General features: G+C 63.3%; 25 protein-coding genes. 23 read left to right on the top strand and 2 right to left on the bottom strand.

Features of this window, described 5'->3' with window-relative positions; genetic code table 11:
• Nucleotides 1–556: 556 nt before the first annotated feature.
• The 7 genes from G3480_RS12635 to G3480_RS12605 all read left to right on the top strand — a co-directional run bounded on the left by G3480_RS12635 (nucleotide 557) and on the right by G3480_RS12605 (nucleotide 8,789).
• Nucleotides 557–1,270, top strand: a complete 714-nt coding sequence (locus G3480_RS12635; RefSeq protein ID WP_240905783.1) for an HAD-IA family hydrolase — start codon at nucleotides 557–559, stop codon at nucleotides 1,268–1,270.
• A 111-nt stretch (nucleotides 1,271–1,381) separates the two neighbouring features.
• Entirely contained in the window at nucleotides 1,382–2,356 is a 975-nt protein-coding gene (locus tag G3480_RS12630; RefSeq protein WP_164654248.1) for an AAA family ATPase, read from the top strand.
• A 110-nt stretch (nucleotides 2,357–2,466) separates the two neighbouring features.
• Nucleotides 2,467–3,414, top strand: coding sequence for a DUF58 domain-containing protein (locus G3480_RS12625; RefSeq protein ID WP_164654247.1), 948 nt, complete (start codon nucleotides 2,467–2,469; stop codon nucleotides 3,412–3,414).
• A complete protein-coding gene (locus G3480_RS12620) occupies nucleotides 3,411–3,902 on the top strand; it encodes a DUF4381 domain-containing protein (protein WP_164654246.1) in 492 nt (163 codons plus the stop codon). The genes G3480_RS12625 and G3480_RS12620 overlap by 4 nt, the downstream gene beginning before the upstream one ends.
• Complete coding sequence (locus tag G3480_RS12615; protein ID WP_164654245.1) at nucleotides 3,899–4,894, top strand: vWA domain-containing protein; 996 nt, start codon at nucleotides 3,899–3,901, stop codon at nucleotides 4,892–4,894. Before G3480_RS12620 ends, G3480_RS12615 begins: the two co-directional genes overlap by 4 nt.
• Before the next feature lie 5 nt (nucleotides 4,895–4,899).
• Nucleotides 4,900–6,960: a VWA domain-containing protein gene (locus G3480_RS12610; protein WP_240905782.1), complete on the top strand. Its 2,061-nt coding sequence runs from the start codon at nucleotides 4,900–4,902 to the stop codon at nucleotides 6,958–6,960.
• On the top strand, nucleotides 6,957–8,789 hold the full coding sequence (locus G3480_RS12605; protein ID WP_338114128.1) for a BatD family protein: 1,833 nt from the start codon (nucleotides 6,957–6,959) through the stop codon (nucleotides 8,787–8,789). The genes G3480_RS12610 and G3480_RS12605 overlap by 4 nt, the downstream gene beginning before the upstream one ends.
• Nucleotides 8,790–8,809: 20 nt before the next feature.
• On the opposite strand, the gene folK is transcribed toward G3480_RS12605, so the two are convergent.
• Nucleotides 8,810–9,319: a 2-amino-4-hydroxy-6-hydroxymethyldihydropteridine diphosphokinase gene (folK, locus tag G3480_RS12600; protein WP_164654244.1), complete on the bottom strand. Its 510-nt coding sequence runs from the start codon at nucleotides 9,317–9,319 to the stop codon at nucleotides 8,810–8,812.
• Between the two features lie 222 nt (nucleotides 9,320–9,541).
• On the opposite strand from folK, the gene G3480_RS12595 reads away from it, so the two are divergent.
• From G3480_RS12595 to G3480_RS12520, 16 genes are all read left to right on the top strand, one after another.
• The gene (locus G3480_RS12595; protein WP_164654243.1) at nucleotides 9,542–10,165 is read left to right on the top strand and encodes a response regulator transcription factor; all 624 of its coding nucleotides are present in this window, start codon (nucleotides 9,542–9,544) and stop codon (nucleotides 10,163–10,165) included.
• A gap of 469 nt (nucleotides 10,166–10,634) precedes the next feature.
• Nucleotides 10,635–10,850 (top strand): hypothetical protein, encoded by a 216-nt coding sequence (locus tag G3480_RS12590; protein WP_164654242.1) that lies wholly within the window; start codon nucleotides 10,635–10,637, stop codon nucleotides 10,848–10,850.
• Nucleotides 10,851–11,200: 350 nt separating this feature from the next.
• Nucleotides 11,201–11,743, top strand: a complete 543-nt coding sequence (locus G3480_RS12585; RefSeq protein WP_164654241.1) for a YceD family protein — start codon at nucleotides 11,201–11,203, stop codon at nucleotides 11,741–11,743.
• Between the two features lie 120 nt (nucleotides 11,744–11,863).
• Nucleotides 11,864–12,040, top strand: a complete 177-nt coding sequence (gene rpmF / locus G3480_RS12580; RefSeq protein WP_164654240.1) for a 50S ribosomal protein L32 — start codon at nucleotides 11,864–11,866, stop codon at nucleotides 12,038–12,040.
• A gap of 62 nt (nucleotides 12,041–12,102) precedes the next feature.
• On the top strand, nucleotides 12,103–13,131 hold the full coding sequence (gene plsX / locus G3480_RS12575) for a phosphate acyltransferase PlsX (protein ID WP_164654239.1): 1,029 nt from the start codon (nucleotides 12,103–12,105) through the stop codon (nucleotides 13,129–13,131).
• Entirely contained in the window at nucleotides 13,131–14,087 is a 957-nt protein-coding gene (locus G3480_RS12570; protein ID WP_164654238.1) for a beta-ketoacyl-ACP synthase III, read from the top strand. The genes plsX and G3480_RS12570 overlap by 1 nt, the downstream gene beginning before the upstream one ends.
• A gap of 41 nt (nucleotides 14,088–14,128) precedes the next feature.
• The gene (gene fabD / locus G3480_RS12565) at nucleotides 14,129–15,073 is read left to right on the top strand and encodes an ACP S-malonyltransferase (protein ID WP_164654237.1); all 945 of its coding nucleotides are present in this window, start codon (nucleotides 14,129–14,131) and stop codon (nucleotides 15,071–15,073) included.
• On the top strand, nucleotides 15,066–15,806 hold the full coding sequence (gene fabG, locus G3480_RS12560) for a 3-oxoacyl-ACP reductase FabG (RefSeq protein WP_164654236.1): 741 nt from the start codon (nucleotides 15,066–15,068) through the stop codon (nucleotides 15,804–15,806). The genes fabD and fabG overlap by 8 nt, the downstream gene beginning before the upstream one ends.
• Before the next feature lie 152 nt (nucleotides 15,807–15,958).
• Entirely contained in the window at nucleotides 15,959–16,195 is a 237-nt protein-coding gene (acpP, locus tag G3480_RS12555) for an acyl carrier protein (protein WP_164654235.1), read from the top strand.
• 99 nt (nucleotides 16,196–16,294) lie between these two features.
• Nucleotides 16,295–17,533 (top strand): beta-ketoacyl-ACP synthase II, encoded by a 1,239-nt coding sequence (gene fabF, locus G3480_RS12550; RefSeq protein ID WP_164654234.1) that lies wholly within the window; start codon nucleotides 16,295–16,297, stop codon nucleotides 17,531–17,533.
• Nucleotides 17,534–17,625: 92 nt separating this feature from the next.
• A complete protein-coding gene (gene pabC / locus G3480_RS12545; protein ID WP_164654233.1) occupies nucleotides 17,626–18,456 on the top strand; it encodes an aminodeoxychorismate lyase in 831 nt (276 codons plus the stop codon).
• A 9-nt stretch (nucleotides 18,457–18,465) separates the two neighbouring features.
• Complete coding sequence (gene mltG / locus G3480_RS12540) at nucleotides 18,466–19,476, top strand: endolytic transglycosylase MltG (protein WP_164654232.1); 1,011 nt, start codon at nucleotides 18,466–18,468, stop codon at nucleotides 19,474–19,476.
• A gap of 8 nt (nucleotides 19,477–19,484) precedes the next feature.
• Nucleotides 19,485–20,132 (top strand): dTMP kinase, encoded by a 648-nt coding sequence (gene tmk / locus G3480_RS12535; protein WP_164654231.1) that lies wholly within the window; start codon nucleotides 19,485–19,487, stop codon nucleotides 20,130–20,132.
• 10 nt (nucleotides 20,133–20,142) lie between these two features.
• Nucleotides 20,143–21,171, top strand: a complete 1,029-nt coding sequence (locus tag G3480_RS12530) for a DNA polymerase III subunit delta' C-terminal domain-containing protein (protein WP_164654230.1) — start codon at nucleotides 20,143–20,145, stop codon at nucleotides 21,169–21,171.
• Between the two features lie 3 nt (nucleotides 21,172–21,174).
• Complete coding sequence (locus G3480_RS12525; protein WP_164654229.1) at nucleotides 21,175–21,546, top strand: PilZ domain-containing protein; 372 nt, start codon at nucleotides 21,175–21,177, stop codon at nucleotides 21,544–21,546.
• Nucleotides 21,547–21,554: 8 nt separating this feature from the next.
• Complete coding sequence (locus G3480_RS12520) at nucleotides 21,555–22,331, top strand: TatD family hydrolase (protein WP_164654228.1); 777 nt, start codon at nucleotides 21,555–21,557, stop codon at nucleotides 22,329–22,331.
• 18 nt (nucleotides 22,332–22,349) lie between these two features.
• On the opposite strand, the gene pap is transcribed toward G3480_RS12520, so the two are convergent.
• On the bottom strand, nucleotides 22,350–23,948 hold the full coding sequence (pap, locus tag G3480_RS12515; protein ID WP_164654227.1) for a polyphosphate:AMP phosphotransferase: 1,599 nt from the start codon (nucleotides 23,946–23,948) through the stop codon (nucleotides 22,350–22,352).
• Nucleotides 23,949–24,055: the final 107 nt, after the last annotated feature.

The following is a 24,055-nucleotide window of genomic DNA, read 5'->3' as shown; positions in this document are numbered from 1 at the left end:
CTTCCCCCCTTTCGCAAAGGGGGGCTAGGGGGGATTTCGGGCGGCATCGCTCGCATCGGGAAACAATTGATGGACACCCTCTAGGAGCCTGTCCGACTTAGGATGAATCGGCTGCGGAATCGGGAGAAGGGTCCCTTTCGCCCCGCTTTTTCGTTACATAGAACCACTATGCGCCTCAAAACCGGAACGAAATGGCCTCGCTCTCGCACTTCCTCGCTTCGATCCCCCCAAGTCGGACGGGCTCCTAGATGCTGACGGCGTTGCTTCATTTCACGCTTGGGTTCAGTGCGGTTGCCGGAATAACCTACGCACATGCGCGGCTACTCCAAGAAACGAACGGGTCTTTTCTATCGGCGGGTCTCGTCTCCGGGCTTCTATGCGCGTCGTTGGCTACATTCGCGACTCAATGGGCGAGCCCCGTTGTCATTCTTCTGCTAGGAATCAGCTCGCACAAGGAGTATCTGGAATCCCGAAAGTACAAAGCTCAATACGATGCTGAGGAAGCAAAAGCGAACAACGAGGATGCGGCCTCTAACATCGGAATGGAGTCCGACGCTTGACCGCTCCTTCCTGCGCTGCCGCTCCGGTGGTCGCCGTCAAGCGCGACTCATTGTTGCGTTGTTTTTGTTTCGATTTCGACGGAACGCTCGTCAAGAGCATGGACATTGCCTTCAGTGCCTTCGAGCGCGTCGGTCCAGAGATGGGCTGCAAGCCGCTGACTCGCGACGAGCTGCTCGCCATGCGTGGCATGCATGTGCGGGAGGTCATTCGCGAGATGGGGATCCCCTTCTACCGCGTCCCGCGTCTCGCCAAGCGGATGCGTGAGGCGATGCGGGCGGATCTGATGGAGACCCCGCCGGTCGATGGCGTCGTTGAGGCCCTAGAGGCCCTGGTGGCAAGGGGATATCGCGTCGGCATTCTCTCGTCCAATGCGCGTGAGAGCGTTACGGAGTACGCCGCGCGGCACGGCTTGAAGGGGCTTGATTTCATCGTTGGCGGGGCGGCCCTGCTCAAGAAGGAATCGGCCCTGCGCCGGCTGTTGCGGCGCCAGCGCTTGGCCGCGCGTGAGATGCTCTACGTCGGTGACGAGGTGCGCGATGTGGAGGCCGCGCGCGCTGTCGGTGTTGGCGCCGTTGCTGTCAGCTGGGGCTACAACTCCGCAGAGGGTCTGGCGCGAGCCACTCCTGATCATCTCCTGAATCACCCAAGTGAATTGCTCTCCTTAACAAGTTTTAACGGGTGTTCGCTCGAAGAACCTGTAAGGCTATAAGACACGTTGAGCGCGCGCGGTCGGGCTTCGCCATGGTGTGGGCCGGCCAAAAGGTCTTCTTACCCTGGGTTGGCCGAGCCGCTCGAGAAGCAGGCTGCAGGTAGGAGAACGATGCAGGACTTACTTGATCCAAAGCATGAATTCGCTGGACTCCGCGAGCAGATCGCCCAGTCCATCCTGGGGCAGCAAATGCTCATCGATCGGCTGCTGATCGCGCTGCTCGCGGACGGGCATCTGCTGGTCGAGGGCGCCCCGGGACTTGCCAAGACGACCGCCATCAAGTGCTTGGCGCGCGGCTTGGAGGGAGACTTCCACCGCGTCCAGTTTACCCCCGACCTTTTGCCGGCCGACTTGACAGGCACCGAGATCTATCGTCCGCATGACGGCAGCTTCCGTTTCGATCGGGGGCCGATCTTCCACAATCTGCTGCTCGCGGACGAGGTCAATCGGGCGCCCGCCAAGGTGCAGTCGGCCCTGCTGGAGGCCATGGGCGAGCGGCAGGTCACCGTCGGCCGCGAGACCTATGCGCTGCCGCCGCTGTTCCTAGTCATGGCGACCCAGAATCCCATCGAGCAGGAAGGGACCTATCCGCTCCCAGAGGCGCAGCTCGACCGCTTCTTGATGCATGTGCGCGTCGACTACCCGGATCTGGAGACGGAGCGCGCCATTCTCCGGCTGAATCGGGATGAGGCGCGTCAGGAGGAGCCGGGTGGGCCTGGGGTCGTCGTCAGCCAGGCGCATGTCTTCGCCGCCAGACAGGCGATCCTGGGGCTCTACATGGCGCCCGAGGTGGAGGACTACCTCGTCCACTTGGTCATGGCGACCAGGAATCCGAGTGCTTATACCCAGGAGCTTGTGGGCTGGCTAAGGTTCGGGGCGAGTCCGCGCGCGACCATCGCGCTCGATCGCTGCTCGCGCGCGCTCGCCTGGCTCAACGGTCGGGATTTCGTCTCGCCCGAGGATGTGCAGGCAATCGCGCCGGACGTCCTGAGGCACCGCGTGCTGCTCTCCTACGAGTCCGAGGCGGAAGGCCGTGAGCCGGACGATTTCGTCCAGGCGCTTTTGAGTCGGGTTCCCGCGCCCTAGGCGATCAGGGCGCCAGGGTTCACATCCAGCACTGGACCTGGGATGAGTCGCTGAGCCGCTCGGCGATGTTGCCGCTCCAGCTGCTCGCAGTCGTTTGAAGATCAAACCGCATGATTGACCCAGCCGACAACATGGCACCGGGCCTGCGCGCGACGCTCAAGGAGCTGATCGGGCTGCGCGCGCAGGCGCGGCGCTTGGATCTCGCTCCACGCGGTCGCGTGTTGGCGACCCGCAGTGGTGGGCACTTGTCCCGATTCCGTGGCCGCGGGATGGAGTTCGACGAGTCTCGCGTCTACCAGCCGGGCGACGATCCGCGCAACATGGACTGGCGCGTCACGGCTCGGGCCGGCACGCCCCACGTCAAGCTCTTTCGCGAGGAGCGTGAACGCCCCGTGTGGCTCTTGGTCGATCAGGGTCCGTCCATGCGTTTCGGGACGCGTGTTGCCTTCAAGTCCGTTGTCGCGGCCCAGGCCGCGGCCTTACTCGGATGGGCGGCGGCCGATCGGGGCGATCGGGTGGGCGGTCTGGTCTTCGACGAGCGGGCACACCTGGAGCGTAGACCCGCCGCGCGCGGGGCCGGGCTGCTGCCACTGCTCGACCGGCTGGCCGCGATGCCCGACACGGGTGAGGGCGGCTACGCTTCACTGGAGGAGGCCGGCGGGCATCTGGCGCGTTTGGTGAGGCCGGGCAGTCTAGTGGCCATCGTCAGCGATTTCTTCGATCTCGAGGCGGACCGCGGCCGTTGGCTGAACCAACTGGGTGACCGCGGTGAGCTGCTCTTGATCCTGGTACACGACCCCCTTGAATCCGAGGTTCCGCCGCCAGGACGCTACCCGGTGATGAGCGGCGTGCGTCGCGGCGTCTTGGATTTGACCGCCAAGGGCGCGCGCGAGGCTTACCACCGTCAGTTTGCCGGGCGCTTGGTCTTGCTCGAGCAGTTGGCGCGTCGCAACGCCTTTCACTTGCTCAAGCTTGCGACGACAGACGCGGTCGGGCCTGCACTGGCGCTGGGGCTTGGCGCACGCGCCGTCACGCGGGGCAGGGAGGCGGGGCGATGAATCCGGATCCCCTCGCCGATCTGCGCGACTGGCATTTGCCAGACCCCCTGTCCTGGTGGCCGCCGGCACCTGGCTGGTGGATCCTCCTCGGCTTGGCCGTCTTGGCGATGGTGGCCGCATTCCTTTGGATCCGCCGCCTGCGTCGGCGAGGACGCGCATGGCGGGCAGCCAAACGTGAGCTTGTCGGACTGCGCGCGGCCTATGAATCCGATCGGGACGGGCGGCGTTTCATCGCCGAGCTGTCCCGCTTACTGCGTCGCTTGGCGCTGCTGCGCTATCCGCGTGAGCGCGTTGCCGGCCTCAGCGGTTCCGCCTGGCTGGAGTTTCTCGACGCCACCGGCGGCGCAGGCGGTTTTGTCGGGGGCGCTGGCCGCATCTTGATGGCGGCCTATCGGGCTGACGCGAAAGGGGTCTCCGAGGACGAGGTCGCTGGACTCGCGCGTTTGGCGGAGACATGGATGGCGGCGAACGAAGGAGGTCGGCCATGATCAGCTTGGAATGGCCCTGGGTGCTTGCTGCCTTGCCACTCCCCGTCGTTATGCGCTGGCTGCCGCCGGCTGCTCGGGACGTCGGCGCCGCGCTGCGCTTGCCGATCTACGCCAAGCTCCAGGGGCTGCCGGAGGCCGGCCAGCAGCGCTTGGCCTGGTGGCGGCTGGTGCTGGCTGCGCTGGTTTGGATCCTGCTGGTCCTGGCGGCTGCGCGCCCGCAGTGGGTTGGCGATCCCATTGGTCTGCCCGTCGCCGGGCGTGACCTCATGCTGGCGGTGGATATCTCGCAGAGCATGGAGCAGGCCGACTATGAGCTGAGAGGTCAGCGGGTGTCGCGTCTCGCGGCCGTGCAAGCCGTGGCGGCGGATTTCATCGAGCGGCGCGAGCAGGATCGGTTGGGATTGATTCTCTTCGGCAGCCGCGCCTACCTTCAAACCCCCATGACCTTTGACGCCGAGACGGTCGCAGCCATGCTGCGCGACTCCGTCGTTGGTCTGGCTGGACGCCAAACGGCGATCGGTGACGCCATCGGCTTGGCGGTCAAACGCCTGCGTGATCAGCCGGAAGGGCAGCGCGTCCTCCTCGTGCTGACGGATGGCGACAACACGGCTGGCGTCTTGGACCCGATCGAGGCGGCCGAGCTGGCCGCCAAGGCAGGCATTCGCATCTATACCATCGGCATTGGGGGCGGCGACCTTGGGATTCGTACGCCGCTTGGGATCCGGCTGCTCAAGCAGGGGAACGACTTCGATCCTGCGACGCTGAAGGAGATCGCCAAGATGACCGATGGGCGCTTTTTCGCGGCCTCCAGCCGCGAGGAGCTGGAGTCCATCTACGCAGAGCTGGATCGGCTCGAGCCGAATCAGCGAGAGGAGCGAACCTACCGACCTCAGCGGGCGCTTTTCATGTGGCCGGCTGGCCTGGCGTTGGCGCTGTCAGTCGCCTTGGCACTTGGCGGGCTGTCGCCGCGGTCGGATCAATTCGAGCTGTGAGCATCATGATGCCAGGCGATCTTCATTTCATAAGGCCCTATTGGCTCTTGGCGCTGCTGCCCTTGGCCGTCATTCTCGGGCTGCATTGGCGCGCACGGGCCGGTGCGGCGATCTGGAACAAGCTGGTAGACCCGCACTTGCTGCCGCATCTGCTCGCCGGCGGCGAATCGCGCCCAAGGCGCCTACCGCTGATCCTGGCCGCCCTGGGGTGGACACTCTTGACGCTGGCCTTGGCGGGACCGGTCTGGGAGAAGCTGCCGCAGCCGGTGTTCGGCACGCTGAATCAGCGCGCCATCCTGTTGGATCTCTCGCCAAGCATGAGGGCGACCGATGTCGCGCCGTCCCGGCTGGCACGGGCCAGGTTCGAGATTCTCGACCTTCTGCGTGCCTCCGACGAGGGTGAGGTGGCGCTCCTGGCCTTCGGCCCGGAGCCCTTCATCGTTTCACCGCTGAGTGGAGACGCCAACACGGTTGCCGCGCAGGTGCCTCAGCTGACGACAGACCTGATCCCCGTCCCTGGGGCGCGGCGCACGGATTTGGCATTGAAGCAGACGTCAGAGATGCTGGCGCAGGCGAAGGCCGTGAATGCGGATGTCATCCTCGTCACCGACGCCGTCGGAGACATGGCGGGTGCTCTTGAGGAGGCCCGCAAACTGGCGCGCCAGGGGCATCGGCTCTCGGTGCTTGCGGTGGGTACCACCAAGGGTGCGCCAGTGCCCGGCGCGGAAGGCGGACTAGCGCACAACGGCGATGGCAGCATTCAGATCGCGCGCCTGGAAAGGGAGAAACTGCGAGAACTGGTCAAGGCTGGCGGGGGGCAGTACCTGGAGGCGGTGGTCGGCGATCGGGATACCAAGGCGTTGATCCAGCAGGCACCAGGCTTGGTTGAAGCCATGGAGGAGAAGACGCTGACCGCGGACCAATGGCGCGAGGAAGGGCCTTGGCTGCTGCTGGCGCTCCTGCCCATCGCGGCCCTGGCCTTCCGGCGCGGCTGGCTGCTGCCTGCGGTCCTGGTCTTCTCGCTCTTGCCGGTTGAACCCAGCGAAGCCTTCCAATGGACGGATCTTTGGCTCAGGCCGGATCAGCAGGCGGCGCGTCAGCTGGAGTCAGGTCAGGCGGAGGCCGCTGCGCAAGGCTTCTCGGATCCGGCCTGGGGCGCGGCCGCGAGCTATCGCGCCGGGAACTATGAGCAGGCGCTGGAGCGCGTCTCAGGGCTCGAGGGCGCGGATGCGGATTTCAATCGCGGTAACGCACTGGCGCGCCTGGGGCGTCTGGAAGATGCCGTCACCGCCTATGAAGACGCCCTTGAGCGACAGCCGGACCATGCCGATGCCAAGTACAATCTCGAACTGGTGAAGAAGCTGTTGGAGCAACAGGACGAGAGTCAACAGCAGGGCGAGAGTCAGCAGCAGGGCGAGAGTCAGCAGCAGGACGAGAGTCAGCAACAAGAGTCTCAATCGAGCCAAGATTCCTCAAGCGACGCTGGCGAGGATGGCGCCGAAGACCAATCGCAGAGTCGTCAGGGCGAAGGCGATGCATCTCCTCAGGACGATGCGCAGGGTGCGGAAGGCGGAGAGCCGCAGCAGGGCACTGGCGGCCAACAGCCGTCGCCTCAGCATCAGGATGGCGCTGAGTCCGAGGCCGGGCAGCAGCCTTCGGAGTCTACTGAGACCGGGCAGGGCGATGCGCAAGCGCAGCAGGCGGATGGCGACGACACAGAGCCGCAGGACGCCGGTCAGCGGCAGGAGGCGCCCTCGTCAACGCCTGAGCCTGGGGGCGGGGACTTCAGCCAGGAGGCTCTGGCGCAGCAGTCTCCACCCGACACCGGCGAATCGACTGACGCCTCCGAGCGCCGATCGGCCGCGGGCCTGCAGGCTATGACGGAGGAGGACTCGGACGAGGGCGAGCCTTCTCAGGTCGCTGGGCTAGAATCGATCTCACCCGAGGAGCGCGAGCAGCAGCAGGCGATCGAGGCCCAACTGCGGCGCGTCCCGGATGACCCGGCCGGTCTGATCCGTCAGCGTTTTCTGCTCCAACATCTGCGTCGCGAGGGACGTTTGCCGTGATCTCCAAGCTCAGTATTCAGCGCGTCATCACTTGTGTTCTGCTTGCGCTCTTCGTGAGCAGCGCCTGGGCGGCGGATCTGCGTATGCAGGTCGATCGTCAGCGCCTGAGCTTGGACGACATCCTGAACGCTCGCCTCATCGTCGAGGGCGATGCTCAGGGCGAGCCGGATTTCAGTCCGTTGCGCGAGGATTTCGACATCCTGAGTCAAGGGCAGAGCCAGGTGACGAGCATCGTCAATGGCAAGATCTCCCAGACCCGTCAATGGACGCTTCAACTGGCGCCGCTGCGCGAGGGCAAGCTCGAGATTCCTGCGATATCCCTGGGTAAGGACCGCAGCGACCCGGTCGAGGTCGAGGTGGCCTCGGGCGGACAAGCCGCTGGAGAGACAGGCCCCAAGCCGCTGTTTCTGAAGGCCGAGATCGAGACGTCGAGCCCCTATGTTCAGCAGGTCATCGACTATCGGGTCAAGGTGTATTTTCGCCAGGAGCCCCAGCGCGCCGTCCTCTCGGAACCTCGGGCGGAGGGCGCGACCATCCAGCAGTATGGCGAAGATCGGGGCTACGACGAGTCCGTGGACGGCCAGCTCTATCGTGTGATCGAGCGCCGCTATCAGGTGATCCCGCAGCGCAGCGGGACGTTGCGCATCCAGGCCCCGCGGCTCGAGGCCATGATCCCAGACCCGAATCGATCGCGTCGCGATCCTTTCGCCGATCTGGATGAGGCGTTCGGCGGCCGTTTGTTTCAGAGCTTTCCGCAGATTCCCGGCGTGACCCATCCGGGGCGACGTGTCGTCGAGCGCGCCCAGGACGTCGAGATCGAGGTGCGCGCGCAACCCTCTGGGGCTGACACACCTTGGCTGCCGGCGACCTCGGTGCAGCTCTCGGACGAGTGGTCGCCAAGCCCGCCGAGCTTTCGGGTCGGTGAGCCGGTTACGCGGACATTGACGATCACCGCACAAGGCACGACTGCCGCCCAGCTTCCCGAGCTGGATCTCGGCGCGATCCAGGCCGCCCAGGTCTACCCGGATCAGCCCAAGGCCGAAGACCTCACGACTGGCCCAGCGCCGGCTGCGGTCAAGACCTTCAAGGTCGCATTGGTTCCGACACGAGCGGGCGCCTTGACACTGCCTGAGATCCGCCTGCCTTGGTGGGACACGGTCGCCGACCAGCAGCGGGTCGTGGTGGTGCCGGAGCGCAGCGTGCAAGTGGCGCCGGCGCCTGGCGGGACGCAGCAGCCAGTGGCCCCTCAGCCCTCGCCGCTACCCCAGAGCGCACCCTCCGCGCCGCCAGTGCCCGCAGCTGAATCTCCCGAGTCTCCCGAGTCCTTGGCGCCGGCGAAGGCTGGCGATCGGGAGGCGAGCGCGGGGCTGTGGCCTTGGTTGACGCTCGCCATCGGGCTCGGGTGGCTGCTGACGCTGCTGTGGTGGTTCTGGGAGCGGCGCGCGCGGCGAGCATCGACTAGGCAAGCCCGGGTCGAGCCGCGGTTCGTAGAGGAGGACTTCGCCTCCTTGGGATCGGCCCTCCAGGCCGTGAAGGCGGCCTGTCTGGCGAATGATCCGCGCGCGGCTCGTGGCGGCCTGATCGGCTGGGCTCGCCAGCGCTGGCCGGCGGATCCGCCGGCCGGACTCGAGGGCATTGCCGCGCGGATGGACGACGAGACGCTCAGCGGGCGCTTGCGTGCGATCGATCGCGCCATCTATGCGCCGCCTGGGACAGCCTGGGATGGCGCGGGCGCATGGGCCGAGCTGGAGTCGGCCCTCAAGGCGGCGAGCCAGCGCAGTACGCGCCCGGATGCGCAGGCGATTCCGGATCTCTATCCCCAGGTGTGAATTGCCGCAGAGCCCATGCCTCATTTGAACGGCGAGGCGGGGCCTTTGCCGAGGATTTGGCGAAAGCGGATCTGATCCGTGAGCGCGCTCACAGGCAGACCGAACTCGGGGTGAAGGGCATCTGGCGCGATCTCGATGAGGGGCAGCAGCATGAAGTCGCGGTGCGCGAGCGCCGGGTGAGGAATGCGTAGGTCAGCCTCGTCGAGGACAAGATCGCCGAACAGCAGGATGTCCAGGTCGATCGTCCTCGGGCCGTTTTTCACCGTGCGCGTGCGCTGGAGTCGCGCTTCGATGGCCTGCGTCGCTTCAAGCAGGGCGCGGGCGGACAGCTGGGTTTGCACGCCAACCACGAGGTTGATGAAGTCCGCTTGCGCCTCCATTCCCCAAGCTCTGGTCCTGTACCAGGACGACTGATGGCGCAGCTCAAGGTGTGAGCTTTGCTCGAGCAGCCTGATGGCTTGGGTGACATTACGCTCGGCATCGATGTTCGATCCGAGTGCGATGTACGACCATGTTGTCGATGTTGTCATTCCACTCCGTGCGTCGGTGACGATGCGCGACGACCGCTATGTGGCTGAAGTTTGACGTCCAGCGGCTTGCCTGAGTCCCGCGAAAGTCGGTATATTGGCCATTGGATTCTTGTTATGGACAAGAAGCCTACGAGTGCGTGCTTGCTAGGAGCCTGTCCGACTTGGGGGAATCGAAGCGAGCAATCTTGCAAGCGTGCTCGCGGGGGTAGACTCGGGGGGTTGATGGCTGACGTGCAGACAGTGTTTCTGGTGGACGACGATCAAGGTATGCGTGACTCCTTGACCCTGATCCTGGAGCTGGCCGGCTATCGCGTCAAGAGTTTCGCGTCCCCCATGGAGTTCCTCGAGGTGCTCTCACCCCAGGAGCGCGGCTGCTTGCTGCTCGATCAGCGGATGCCCGAGATGAGCGGCCTGGACCTGCAGGGGGTCTTGCTCGAGCGCGGCTGTTTGCTTCCGATCATCTTCCTGTCGGCCTTCGGCGATGTGCCGACCACGGTCCGAGCGATGCAGGGCGGCGCCATCGATTTCCTGGAGAAGCCCGCGACGACCGAGGTGCTACTTCAGCGTATCCAAACCGCCTTGGCCGAAGACCAGCGTCGTCGCGAAGAGTCCGCGACTGAACAGAGCATTCTCGAGCGGTTCCGGCAGCTCACGCCGCGAGAGCATGAAGTGCTTACGCTGACGACCCAGGGCTTGACCAACAAGGACATTGCACGCGAACTCGGAATCAGTCCGCGCACAGTGGAGAATCATCGCGCCCGCATGATGGAAAAAATGGGGGCGGCCAACCTGGCGGAACTCTGCCGCATGGCGACCGTGTGTCAGCCATCGACGTCAACGCGTTGAGATGCCGGTCCGGCTCGACCCTGCCCTGGGCGCTTGATTGGGCGCCCGCCCTTCGAAAGGCTCCATCAACAAATTCTCCCTTCCGCAAAGGGGACTATGCGACAGAAATTGGCACTCCCGCTGGAGCTGGCCGGCAGGCAGGCTCGATGTTCGGTTGAGCCTTTCGCCCTTGAACCCTTCCATGCTGCTGCGAACCGGCCGCGCCGCCAAAGGCGCCGGACGCCTCTGAGCCAACCGGGGTGTGCCGCTTAGATCTAAAAGCGACAACTCTATAAGCGACAACGAATTGAGTGGTCGTACGGATATTCCCTCCTCGGCGTCTCGTCTACTCTTCCGCGCAGTCCACATGGGGATTCCCCAGACCCACCGGCCTCGCGCCACTTTTGTGATCGTTTCAGGTTCGGCCGAGTTTGCTTGTTGCTTACCTAGCGGCTCTACCTCGCCTCGTGACGATCTGGACGGACGTCCTATGACCAAGCTCAATACAGAGATCAAAGCCCATCGTGATGCGCTCGTTCCAGGCATTTCGCCCGGCATCGCCTCGCTCGTTAGACAGGAAGCGTCACGCTGGCGCGAGGCGGCCTCCGCGAATCAATGGGCTGTACTGAGCTTGCGACAGGATCGGGTGCTCGACTCGCGCCCGCCGCTCGGTAGTCTTGGCGCGCCCAAGTTGGTGTCGCACTGAGGTCGCGGCTGCTGTCGAGCGCGCATGCCCTGCGCCGCAATTGCGAAATCACGGAATAACGAGAAGAAGACTGAGGAGGAGCATCGGCAGAAAAACTCTCCGACGCTAATTCATAACAATCTGCGCGCCCGGTCTCTGCGCTTGAGAACACCGCATGGTGGTCTCAAGCGTCCCTTTAGCCCGGATGGGTCAGGCAAGAGAGCCTAGCCTTAACGAGAGCGCAGAACGACGCTACACTTCCCCCGCCTTTATCGCCCCCGACTCCGGCGATAAAGAGACGGGGGATTCTTTTTTGGAGATGGCTGATCTGATTGACGAAAGTGCGCTTGCTAGAGTAATGTTGCGCGCTTATGTCGCCCACCCTACCTGATCAGCTCGATCCCTGGCGCGCGGTCAAGTCGGGTGTGCACCTGAGTGGCGCGCTGCCGCTGCATATGCTGCCGCGACTATCGGCCGAACTCGCTGTTAGCGCGTCGGACGTCGTCCACTACGAGCTGCTGTTCGAGCGCGATCCCGAGGGTCGAGCGGTCGTCCGCGGGCGTTTGAAGAGTAGCTTGCGACTTCGCTGTCAGCGCTGCCTCGGCGAGGTGCTCGTTCCTGTCGATGTCCCCTTGGGGCTTGTGCTGCTGCCCAGCGAACATGGTGCCGCGGATCTTCCGCCCGATCTGGATCCTTGGGTCGTTGGCGACGATCTCGTGTGCCCCAGGGATCTCGTCGAGGACGAGCTGCTCTTGGCCATCCCTGTCGTTCCGCGCCACGCACCTGGAGATTGCCAGGCGCCGCCCGCGCGTGCGGAGGATCAGATTCGCGACGGAGGCGACTCTGACGAGAATCGGCCCAACCCCTTTGCCGCGCTTGCCGAGTTGAAAGGGCAAGGGCGCAGCGGGAGTTAGCGCTCGGCGGGCATCCTTGCGACTGGGGCTGCCAGGCTCGAGACGCTTGGATTTTTGAATTCGTTTTGCGGATGCTCTCACCTTCCTTTGGTGTGAGACCTTGATGATTTGGAGACCACAATGGCTGTTCAACAGAATCGGAAGACCCCCTCGAAGCGCGGCATGCGTCGTTCGCATGATGCGCTGACCAAGCCAACGCTGTCGGTTGATCCGACCAGTGGTGAGACCCACCGTCGTCATCACGTGACTGCGGATGGCTTCTACCGCGGCCGTAAGGTAGTGGGCAAGTCGGAGTGAAGGCACAAGGCCGCTCGGGCGTTCTCGCGTCGTCGGGTTCGGCCCACGTTGCCAAGATCCCAATGAAACAGCGATGCACCATCGCCTTGGATGCCATGGGCGGAGACCATGGTCCGGAGGTTGTGGTGCCTGCTGCGCTTCGCTATCTCGCGGATAACCCGCATGCCGAGCTCATTCTGGTCGGTGACGAGCCGCGTATCGAGGCAATTCTGGGCCAGGCATCCCGTGGGCGGTTGCGGATTCGTCATACCACCCAAGAGGTGGCGATGGATGAGCTTCCCTCCAAGGCGCTGCGCGGCAAGAAAGACTCGTCCATGCGCGTCGCCATAGACCTGGTCAAGGAGGGAGAGGCGAGCGCTTGCGTCAGCGCGGGAAACACCGGGGCCTTGATGGCGACGGCGAGGTTCGTCCTCAAGACGCTGCCCTATGTGGATCGCCCGGCAATCTGCACGGCCGTGCCCTCAATGCACGGTCACACGCACATGCTTGATCTCGGCGCCAATGTCGACTGTTCAGCTGAGCACCTCTTCCAGTTCGCGGTCATGGGCAGCGAGCTGGTGTCCGCCGTCGAGGGTCTCGAGCGGCCGCGAGTCGGGCTGCTGAACATCGGCCAAGAAGAGATCAAGGGTAACGAGCAGGTCAAGCAAGCGCACGAACTCTTGTCCAAGAGCAACCTCAACTATGTGGGCTATGTCGAGGGCGACGGTATCTTTGTCGAGGATATCGACGTCGTCGTCGCCGACGGCTTCGTCGGCAATGTGGCGCTCAAGTGCAGCGAGGGTGTTGCCAAATTCGTTCGCCATACCCTAACCGGGCAGTTCAAGCGAGCTTGGTACACGCGCCTGTCGGCCTTAGCTGCACTGCCTGTCCTGAAGAGCTTCCGACGCACTGTCGACCCACGCCGCTACAACGGGGCGAGCCTGCTCGGCCTGCGCGGTATCGTGATCAAGAGCCACGGTGGCGCCGATGAGATCGCCTTCGAGAACGCGATCTACATCGCCGAGAAGGAAATCCATGCCAACATCTCGCAGCGTATCAGTGAGCAAGTCGGCCAGCACTTGGGCCGCGAGCAGTACAGGGAAACCGCCTGATGAAATTTTCCCGTATTCTCGGGACCGGTAGTTACCTTCCGGCTCGAGTGGTGACGAACGCTGATCTCGAATCCATTGTCGATACCACGGATGACTGGATTCGCGAGCGTACGGGAATCGAGAGGCGGCATCTGGTCTCCGAAGGCGAAAGCTGTTGCGACCTGGCCGAGGTCGCCTCGTGGAGGGCGCTCGAGGCGGCGGGGCTCGTGGCTTCGGATATCGACCTGATCCTGGTCGCAACGACCACGCCAGACCAGTTCTTCCCCAGCACAGCCTGTCTGCTGCAGCAGCGCCTGGATATTCATGGCTGCCCGGCCTTCGATCTCCAGGCCGTTTGTGCCGGCTTTGTGTATGCGATGGACGTTGCGGACAAATACATCCGCATCGGTGCGGCCGAGAAGGTTCTGGTCGTGGGCTCGGAGACCTTCTCCCGGGTGCTGGATTGGAATGACCGCACGACCTGCGTCCTCTTCGGTGACGGCGCCGGCGCAGTCGTGCTGGGTGCCGCTGATGAGCCAGGGATCATCTCGAGCCATATCCACGCCGACGGTGCCTATAAGGATCTCCTGCAGATCCCCGGCGGTCACGGTAACGGCCGGCCTGACGAGGCCTTCGTGGAGATGCGCGGGAACGAGGTCTTCAGGTTTGCCGTCACGACGCTCGGTCGGATCGTCGACGAGACCCTGGAGGCCAACGGGCTGACCCGCGCGGATATCGATTGGCTGATACCCCATCAGGCCAATATCCGCATCATTCAGGCAACTGCACGTAAGCTCGATCTACCCATGGAGCGCGTGATCGTGACCGTGAAAGACCATGGTAATACGTCCTCCGCGTCCATCCCGCTCGCCCTCGATCAAGCCGTGCGCGACGGCCGTATTCAGCGCGGCGAGACGCTTCTCATGGAGGCCTTCGGCGGCGGTTTCACCTGGGGCTCGGTCTTGGTTAAGTACTAAGAAAAATACAAACCACTTCTAACGAATCACCGCTCCTTCCCATGTCTCAACAACTCGCAGTCTTCTTCCCTGGGCAGGGCTCCCAGTCGGTCGGCATGCTCGACGCGCTGGCCGAGACCTATCCCAGTGTTAAGCACACCTTTAATGAAGCATCGGATGCCTTGGGTCGGGATCTTTGGACCCTCGTTCGTCAAGGGCCGAAAGAGGATCTCGATCGTACCGAGAATACGCAGCCCGCAATGCTTGCCGCAGGCGTTGCCGTCTGGCGCGTCTGGCTAGAGGCCGGTGGGGCCCCCGCGTCCATCATGGCCGGCCACAGTCTTGGTGAGTACGCGGCCTTGGTCGCGGCCCAGGCGATGAGCTTTGCTGACGGTATTCGCTTGGCGGCGGATCGTGCGCGCTTCATGCAGGAGGCCGTGCCAGCGGGCGAGGGTGCCATGGCGGCTGTCCTCGGCTTGGCGGATGAGCAGATCCTGTCCATCTGCGCTGAGCAGGGCAAAGGCGATGTGCTCTCGGCCGTCAACTTCAATTCCCCGGGCCAGGTCGTGATCGCCGGGAGTGCGGCCGCCGTCAAGCGTGCTGTTGAGGCGGCGAAGGCGGCGGGTGCCAAGCGGGCATTGCCGCTCCCTGTCAGTGTCCCCTCGCATTGCGCACTCATGAAGCCCGCGGCTGAACGCTTGGCTGAGCGTCTGGCCGACGTTGCATTGGCCGTTCCCAGTGTACCGGTGATCCACAATGTCAGTGTGAGCGCCGCCGATCGCGTGGAGACGCTCCGCGAGATGCTCGTGCAGCAGCTTTACAGTCCTGTGCGCTGGGTGGAAACCGTCGAGGGTGTCGCGTCACAGGGCGTCCCGACAGCTCTGGAATGCGGGCCGGGCAAGGTGCTTGCAGGGCTCTGTAAACGAATTGCGAAAGACATGACGACGCTGCCGGTCTTCGATCCGAAGACGCTTGAGGCGGCGCTGGAGGCAACTGCACATGCTTAAGGGTGAAATTGCGCTGGTCACGGGCGCTTCTCGTGGGATCGGGCGCGCCATTGCGATGGCACTTGCGGAGCAAGGCGCGACCGTGGCAGGCACGGCGACGACTGAGGCTGGCGCGCAAGGATTCGAGAAGGCGCTTAGCGATGCGGGCTATCAGGGCGCTGGCTTGGTGCTGAATGTTGGTGAGCCGGCCTCTATCGACGCCGCCATGAGCCAGGTCACTGAGCGGCTGGGTGCGCCCTCAATCCTCGTGAACAACGCCGGTATCACCCGCGACAATTTGCTGATGCGGATGAAGGACGACGAATGGGATGCGGTCATCAACACCAATCTCAGCTCGGTCTTCCGTTTGTCCAAGGCCTGCTTGCGATCGATGAGCAAGGCTCGTAAGGGTCGCATTATCAACATTGCCTCGGTGGTTGGTGCTATGGGTAATGCCGGGCAGGCCAACTATGCGGCGGCCAAGGCTGGCATGATGGGCTTCACCAAGTCATTGGCCCGCGAAGTCGGCTCACGCTCCATCACTGTGAATTGTGTCGCGCCAGGTTTCATCGATACGGACATGACACGGGAGCTGCCGGAAGCCCAGCGCGATGCGCTGCTGTCCACGATTCCCTTGGCCCGATTCGGTCAGCCGGAGGAGATCGCGAGCGCCGTGGTCTTTCTGGCGTCGCCGGGCGGTGCCTACATCACAGGTGAGACGATCCACGTCAACGGCGGTATGCACATGGCGTGACTTCTGTTGTGGGTCGCAAATAACGATTGAAAATCAGCATTTTATGTGATGTCTGATGGTGCCGATCGCGGCTTTCATCGGACCTCGTTTGTCACTAGAATACGCCGTGGCCCAGCGAGGGCCAATTTTTGTTATCCGGAGGAATAAATCCTATGAGCAGCGTTGTAGATCGAGTTCGCAAAATTGTCGTCGAGCAGCTGGGCGTCAAAGAAGAGGAAGTGACCCTTGAGGCTTCTTTCGTCGACGATCTGGGGGCGGACTCCCTCGACACCGTGGAATTGGTCATGGCGCTCGAAGAAGAGTTCGAGACCGAGATTCCGGACGAAGACGCCGAGAAGATCACCACGGTCCAGCAGGCTATCGATTATATCAACGCGCATCAGGCCTGAGCACAGCCTGGGAAATCCTAGAGACGCGATGCGTTCGCTGAGGATGGAGGCGCGCTAGGGGCTCGTCGAATGTGGCGTTCTGAACGACAGAGGTAAGAAATGGCAGGCAGAAGGGTAGTAGTCACCGGATTGGGACTTGTGGCACCGGTAGGGCTCGACGTTAAGTCCGGGTGGGACAACATCCTCGCCGGCAAGAGCGGAATCAAACCGATCACCCATTTTGATATCGCGCCGTTCAGTACGCGCTTCGGCGGTCCAATCTACGGCTTCGATCCGAGTCCCTATGTCTCGGAGAAGGAAGCCAAAAAGATGGACAAGTTCATTCACTACGGTATGGCTGCTGGTTGTCAGGCAATCGAAGACTCGGGTCTCGTCATCGATGACTCCAACTGTCGTCGTATCGGTGTGGCCATTGGCTCCGGCATTGGCGGCATCACTGGTATCGAGAACAATTACGAGGCCTACCGTCAGAAGGGGCCGCGTCGCATTTCGCCATTCTTCGTTCCCGCCAATATCATCAATATGGTGGCGGGGAATCTCTCGATCAAGTTCGGTCTCAAGGGTCCGAACTATTCCATCGTTTCCGCCTGTAGCACGGGCGCCCACAATATCGGTGAAGCGGCCATCATGATCCGCCACGGCTATGTGGACGTCATGATTGCAGGCGGTGCGGAGATGGCGACTTCTCCCGTCGGGCTGGGCGGCTTCGCGGCCGCGCGGGCGCTCTCCACGCGCAATGACGACCCCGAGGGTGCAAGCCGACCCTTCGACAAGGAGCGCGATGGGTTCGTCCTGAGCGATGGCGCTGGTGTCGTGGTGCTCGAGGAGTACGAGCGCGCCAAGGCGCGTGGTGCGACCATCTACGCCGAACTCATTGGTGTCGGCATGAATTCGGACGCTTATCACATGACGGCGCCCTCCGAAGACGGTGAGGGAGCGGCCAATTGTATGCTGCAAGCCATGAGCGATGCTGGCGTGAATCCGGAGGAGGTCAGCTACATCAACGCGCACGGTACCTCTACGCCCGCAGGTGACGTTGCCGAGACGCGCGCTGTTAAGCGTGCCTTTGGTGATCACGCCTACAAGCTTGCCGTCAGCTCGACGAAGTCGATGACGGGGCATATGCTGGGTGCGGCCGGCGGCGCCGAGGCCATCTTTACCATCTTGGCGCTCCGCGACCAAACCGCGCCGCCTACGATCAATTATCAGACGCCTGACCCAGATTGCGATCTGGACTGCGTGCCCAACACTGCCCGCGAGATGGCCATCGACGTCGCTATGTCCAATTCCTTCGGATTCGGTGGCACCAACGGCACGCTGGTGTTCCGCAAGGCCTGATCGGTCGCTGGAGCGCTGCGCTGAGGGAGTCGAGGTCGGGAGAACAGCTGTCCTCAGGGATCCGGGGTCTCTCGGCGCCGATTTTGGCCGGGATGCCGCTGCGGACCCTGATCGATGGCGAGGAAGCCGATCATCTGAGCGTTCTTGATCGCGGCTTGCACTATGGTGATGGTCTTTTCGAGACCATCCTCTTGCGGGATGGTCGGCCTTGCCAATGGCAGCGTCATCTCGAGCGCCTCCTGCTCGGCGCCGAGCGCCTGGCAATTCCGACCCCTGATGTCCGCCTGTTGCGCGAGGAGGCGTGGCGGGCTGCGCACGCGCTGAGTTCTGGTGTCCTCAAGCTGATCCTGTCGCGCGGGGCTGGGGGGCGTGGCTATCGACCGCCGCGGGCCCCCAATCCGATCCGTATCTTCCTGGCCTATCCCTTGCCGGCCGCCGGCGCCCAAGACTGGCGCCAAGGGATCGCGGTGCGCTACTGCCAAACACCGGCCTCGATCAACCCAGCCCTGGCGGGAATCAAGCACCTCAATCGGCTCGACTCGGTGCTCGCGCGATTGGAGTGGGGGGATGCCGCAGTTGCCGAAGGGTTGATGCTAGACCCCTTGGGGAGCATCGTTGGCGGTACCATGTCCAACCTCTTTTTATGGGACGGTGCGCGATTGCTGTCGCCGTTACTGGATCGTTGCGGCATTGCTGGCACGGTGCGTGGATTGGTGCTGCATCTTGCCGCTACAATGGGGATCGAATCTTTGTTGACGCGCCTCGAGCCGGACGATCTGAGTGCCGCCTCGGGCCTGTTCTTAACAAATTCCATCCTTGGTGTGCGGCCCGTGCAGACGCTCGGCGGGGCGCGATTCGACCTCGAGCGACTCCCCTGGCGTCTCATGGAGGCGGTGCATGAGGCAGCTCAAGAATTTGAGTAGATTTTGGCGATGACTTGGCGAATCGGATTTCTCGTTCTGCTGTTCTCGGCGGGCCTGCTGGGCGGGGGGCTTTGGGTCGACTATCAGCGGTTCTTGAGTACGGCCGTCGGCGTGCCAGAGCCGGAGCCCTATCTGGACATTCCAAGAGGTACCTCGCTGCGCGCCTTGTCGGCGCAGATGGCGCGGGAGGGGATTCTAGAGCAGCCTTATTACTTCATCGTCCTGGCCTATCTCGAAGGGGCGCAGAGACGGATCAAGGCCGGCGAGTACGCGGTGGCTCCGGGGATGACTCCGGCCGCACTGCTTGGTCGAATCACTGAGGGCAAGGTCGTCCAGTTCGCCATCACGCTGGTCGAGGGACGCACCTTCCGTCAGGCGCTCGCGACTATTGATGCCCACGAGCATTTCGGCGGAGATGCGCTTTCATCACTGACTGACGCTGAGTTGATGGCGGAACTCGGGCGTCCGGGTGAGCATCCGGAGGGCCGCTTCTTTCCAGACACCTATCTCTTCCCGCGCAAGGCGACAGGTCTGGATGTTCTCCGCCGCGCCATGGAGCGCATGGACAGGGTGCTGGCCGAGGAGTGGTCCCAACGAGAACCCAGGCTGCCGATCGACACAGCCTACGAGGCACTCATTCTAGCCTCGATCATCGAGAAGGAGACGGCCAAGCCAGAAGAGCGTCCGGCGATCGGCGGCGTCTTCGCGCGTCGACTGCAGCAGGGTATGAAACTGCAGACGGATCCGACCGTCATCTACGGTATGGGCGAGCGCTACGACGGCGATATTCGTCGGGCTGACCTGCGTGAGCCGACGCCCTACAACACCTACGTCATCCAAGGCTTGCCGCCGACCCCCATCGCGCTTCCGGGCCGCGCAGCCATTCATGCTGCGCTGCATCCGGCGGAGGGTGATGCGCTCTATTTCGTCGCCAGGGGAGATGGGAGCCATGTCTTTTCGCGCACGCTCGAGGAGCATCAGCGTGCGGTGCGCCGCTACATTCTCAGCGAGGGCGGGTGAAGGCAGTGATGACCCGCGGACGCTTTATCACCCTGGAAGGCATCGAGGGGGCCGGCAAGTCGACTCAGGTCGGGCCGCTCGCAGCGAGATTGCGTGCCCGCGGGCTCGAGGTCGTTACGACCCGCGAGCCGGGTGGGTCGCCCATCGCGGAACGCCTCCGCGCCGTGCTGCTCGATCCCGCCAATGCCGGGATGAGTGACATGGCTGAGCTGCTGCTCATGTTCGCGGCTCGGGCCGAGCACTTGAAGCAAACCATCCGGCCCGCGCTGGATCGCGGTGCCTGGGTGATCTCCGATCGCTTCACGGATGCGACCTACGCCTATCAAGGCGGCGGCCGCGGCATTGATCTCGGGCGTATCGGTCTGCTCGAGCAGTTGGTTCAGGACGATCTTCGCCCCGACCTGGTGCTGGTGTTCGACCTGCCGCCGGCGGTTGGGCTCGATCGGGCGCAAGCGCGCTCGGGCAGTAAGGACAGGTTCGAGGCGGAAGACTTGCGCTTCTTCGAGGGCGCACGGGCGCTCTATCTCAGTCGCGCCGACCAGATGCCCGAGCGTTACCGCATCATCGACGCCGCGCGTCCGGTCGCAGCGGTCCAGGAGCAAGTCCGCAGGCTGGTCGACCCCTTCGTCGACGTCGCCCTGGACCGGGCTGAGTAGGCTGAGCTTGATGGCAGAGACTCAGGCCAGTCCGCCTCAATCGCCGCTGCCCTGGACGCTGGGTATTTGGGCTCGCCTGCAGGGCGCGCGACAGGCGGGTCGACTCGCCCACGGCTTGCTCTTCAGCGGCGCTAGAGGGGTGGGCAAGCGGCACCTGATCGAGTGCTTGGCACAGTCGCTACTGTGCCGCTCGCCTGGACCCGAGGGCATCGCCTGCGGCCAGTGCGCAGACTGTGCGCTGCTGGCGGCGGGAAATCACCCGGATCTGATTCGGGTCGGTCCTGACCCCGAAAGCAAATCAGGCGAGATCGCCATCGGAGTCGTGCGTCTCTTCGCCGAGCGCGAATCCCTGACGCCGAGCCGCGCGGCTTGGAAGGTGGCGCTCATCGATCCCGCCGATCGGCTCAATGCCTCGGCGGCCAACGCCTTGCTCAAGACGCTGGAAGAGCCCGCGGGTCAGACCATTCTCTGTCTCGTCGGCGAGCGTATGGGAGATTTGCCCGCCACCATCCGCAGCCGCTGCCTGCAACTCAAGGTGCCAGCTCCCGCCGAGGACGCCGCGCTCGACTGGCTGAGGTCACAGGCGCCGCGAGACGATTGGCCGCTGCGTCTGCGGCTCGCCCATGGTGCCCCGCTGCGTGCGCTCGATGCCTATGACGACGCCCTTATGGAGCAGCGCCGACAAAGGCTCAAAGGTTTCCTCGGCCTGGCCGCTGGTGAATTGGACCCAATCGCCGAGGCAGCTGCTTGGAACAAGCTGGGCGTGACGCTGATGCTCGAATGGTTGGCGAGCTGGATTTGTGACGTGCTCCGGTTGATGGTCCATGGCGAAGCGGTCAGACTCGACAGTCCTGACCAGACGTCTGCCTTCGCCGCGCTCGCGCAACGCATTGATCCAGCAGCGGGCCATCGTCTGCTCAAGCGTGTCTTGGAAGGGCGGACGCTGGCCCAAAACAATGTGAATCATCAGCTGCTGCTGGAATCCCTAGCCATCGATTGGCTCAGGGTCAGCCAGGGCGGCAACGCACGGAGACCTTGAGCCATGAGCACACCCATGGGCGCACTCGGCGGGCTGGGCGGTCAACAACGGATTCTGAGCTTCGCCATCAAGGACAAGAGTGCCCTCTACGCCTCCTTCATGCCCTTCATCAAGAACGGCGGACTCTTCATCCCCACCACGAAGAAATACCAGCTTGGTGACGAGATCTTCCTGCTGCTCCAGCTGATGGAAGAGCCTGACCGCATTCCGGTTGCCGGAAAGGTCGTTTGGCTCACACCGGCCGGGGCTGAGGGTAACCGCTCCATTGGTGTCGGTGTCCAGTTCAGCGAGCAAGACAAGGGCGCGGCCCGACGCAAGATCGAGGCTTACCTCGCGGGCGCGCTGGCCTCGGAACGACCCACGCACACGATGTAGTTTGTAACATGTTGATTGACTCCCATTGCCATCTGGATCGGGTGGATCTGAAGCGGTATGACGATGACTTCGACCGCATGATGCAGGCAAGCGTGGATGCCGGCCTGACGCGGATGCTCTGTGTCTCGATCGACCTCGAGCATTACCCTGTCATGCGCGAAATGGTCGAGCCTTATGCCCAGGTGGATGTCTCGGTCGGTGTCCATCCCAACGAGGAAGGGCGGCGCGAGCCGACCGCGGAGGAACTGGTGCGGCTGGCTGCGGATCCGCGCAATGTGGCCGTCGGGGAGACAGGGCTTGACTACTATCGCAGCTCTGGCGACGACCTGGCTTGGCAGCAGGCACGCTTTCGCACCCACATTGCCGCTGCCCGGGAGTGTGGCAAGCCGCTGATCATCCACACCCGAAATGCGCGTGAAGACACCATCCGCATCCTGAAGGAGGAGGGCGCCGCCGAGGTCGGCGGTGTGCTGCACTGCTTTACCGAGGATTGGGAGACTGCGAAGCAGGGCTTGGATCTGGGTTTCTACGTCTCTTTCTCGGGCATCGTCACCTTCAAGAACGCGGCGGATCTGCGTGAGGTGGCTCGTCAGGTCCCGAGCGATCGCCTCTTGATCGAGACCGACTCACCCTATCTTGCACCTGTCCCGCACCGGGGCAAGTCCAATGAGCCGCGATTCGTCGGGCACGTGGCGGAGTGCATTGGGGATGTGCGCGGAATGGATCCGGAAGAGGTCGCCGCGGTCACGGCGGAGAACTATCTGAGGCTCTTCCGCCGCGTCTGACGCCGCTGGTGCTCCGACTTATTCCCGCGACCTCCCGTTCTTCTTTTTGTTGGGCTCGTCGGCCTTTCGTGACGGCTCTTCCACACGCTTTTCACCGCAAGGCAGATAGCCGGCGATCGGCTGCGGATCCTGCTTCAAGACCTCGTTCAAGGTGTCGCAGATGGTGCTGAGGACCTTGACTCGCGCATAGGGCTTGTCATTGCCTTCGACCAGGGTCCAGGCTGAGTGCTGGGTGCTGGTGCGCACCACCATCTCGTTGACGGCCTCTTTGTACTGCGGCCATTTCTCGCGGTTGCGCCAATCTTCGTCGGTGATCTTGTACTGCTTGTAGGGGACGTCCTCGCGATCCTTGAAGCGTTGGAGTTGCTCATCCTGGCTGATCTGAATCCAGAACTTGAGCAGGATGATGCCGCTGTCGACCAACTGTTCCTCGAAGCGATTGATCTCCGAGTAGGCGCGCCGCCAATCGGCGTCCGCAGCAAAGCCCTCGACCCGCTCCACCAGCACGCGCCCGTACCAAGACCGGTCGTAGATGGTGATGTGACCGGCACGCGGAATGTGCCGCCAGAACCGCCACAGATAGTGGTGGGACTTTTCTTCGTCCGTGGGTGCTGCGACTGGAATCGACCGATAGAGGCGGGCATCCACGGCATTGGTGATGCGTCGGATGGCGCCGCCCTTGCCGCCGGCGTCCATGCCTTCGAAGACCAGCACCGTCGAGCGTTTCTTGTTGTACGCCTTCCAAGCCAGCTCGTTGATCTCGGACTGCAGCTTCTTGATCTCGCTCTTGTAGTCGTCGCGCGGGATGGATCGCGAGAGGTCGAGCTGATCCAAGAGGGTAATCTGAGCATCTGGGCTGGTCGGCAGCTCAGGGCTATTGACGGCGTTGTTCTGCTCCTCAGGGATCGACTCGCTCAGACGCGAGCGGATGGCATGCAGCAGCGTCTTGCCCACGGTGAGATCGCGATAACGCCGATCGCCGGCCTCGACCAGATACCAGGGCGAAGTGCCGCGGTCTGTGTGGAGGATGACACGCTCTGCCACCTGCTCGAAGGCGGCATAGTGCTCTGCGAACTTGCTCTTGTCCGGCGCCATTTTCCAGCGGCTCTTGTCGTCCCGCGACAGCTCCTTGAGGCGGTCCTTCTGATCGGTCTCGGACATGTGGAACCAGAACTTGACGATGAGCGCATCGTCCTGGGTCAGCATGCGCTCGAAGTCCACGATGCGATTGAGCTCGCCGTCCAGCTCGGCATCGCTGCAGTGTCCGCGAAAGCGGTGCTCGATGGGTGTCTGATACCAGCCGCCGAAGAGGATGGAGATCTCACCGCGCGCCGGCATGGAGCGCCAGAAGCGCCAGAAGCGCGGGCGCTCGCGTTCTTCGTCGGACTCGTCCCAAAACGCGAAGGTCTGGACGCCGCGGGTGTCGAGCCACTCATTGAGCCGATTGACAACCTCACCCTTGCCCGCCGCCTCGACGCCCGAGACGAGCACGATGACGGGGATATTGGTTTCCCTTAGATCGCGTTGGACGGCCAGCAACTGGGTGCGCAGCTCGTCCTGCTGCTCCTTGAAGTCCTTCTTGCTGACGGATCGTCCGACCTTGGTTGCCTCGAACATAGATGGTCTCCTCAGGCGGGCTTAGATCCGACGATTCTAGGTGGAATGCCGGCAAAGGTCGCGGAGAATCTGCGTTTCCCTGATATTCGGGTGAGGCGACCGGCAGG

It is taken from the genome of Thiorhodococcus mannitoliphagus (genome assembly GCF_010915725.1).
Classification (GTDB): domain Bacteria; phylum Pseudomonadota; class Gammaproteobacteria; order Chromatiales; family Chromatiaceae; genus Thiorhodococcus; species Thiorhodococcus mannitoliphagus.
Note: the sequence above shows the minus strand (reverse complement) of the source record. Positions and strands in the feature narration are given on the sequence as shown.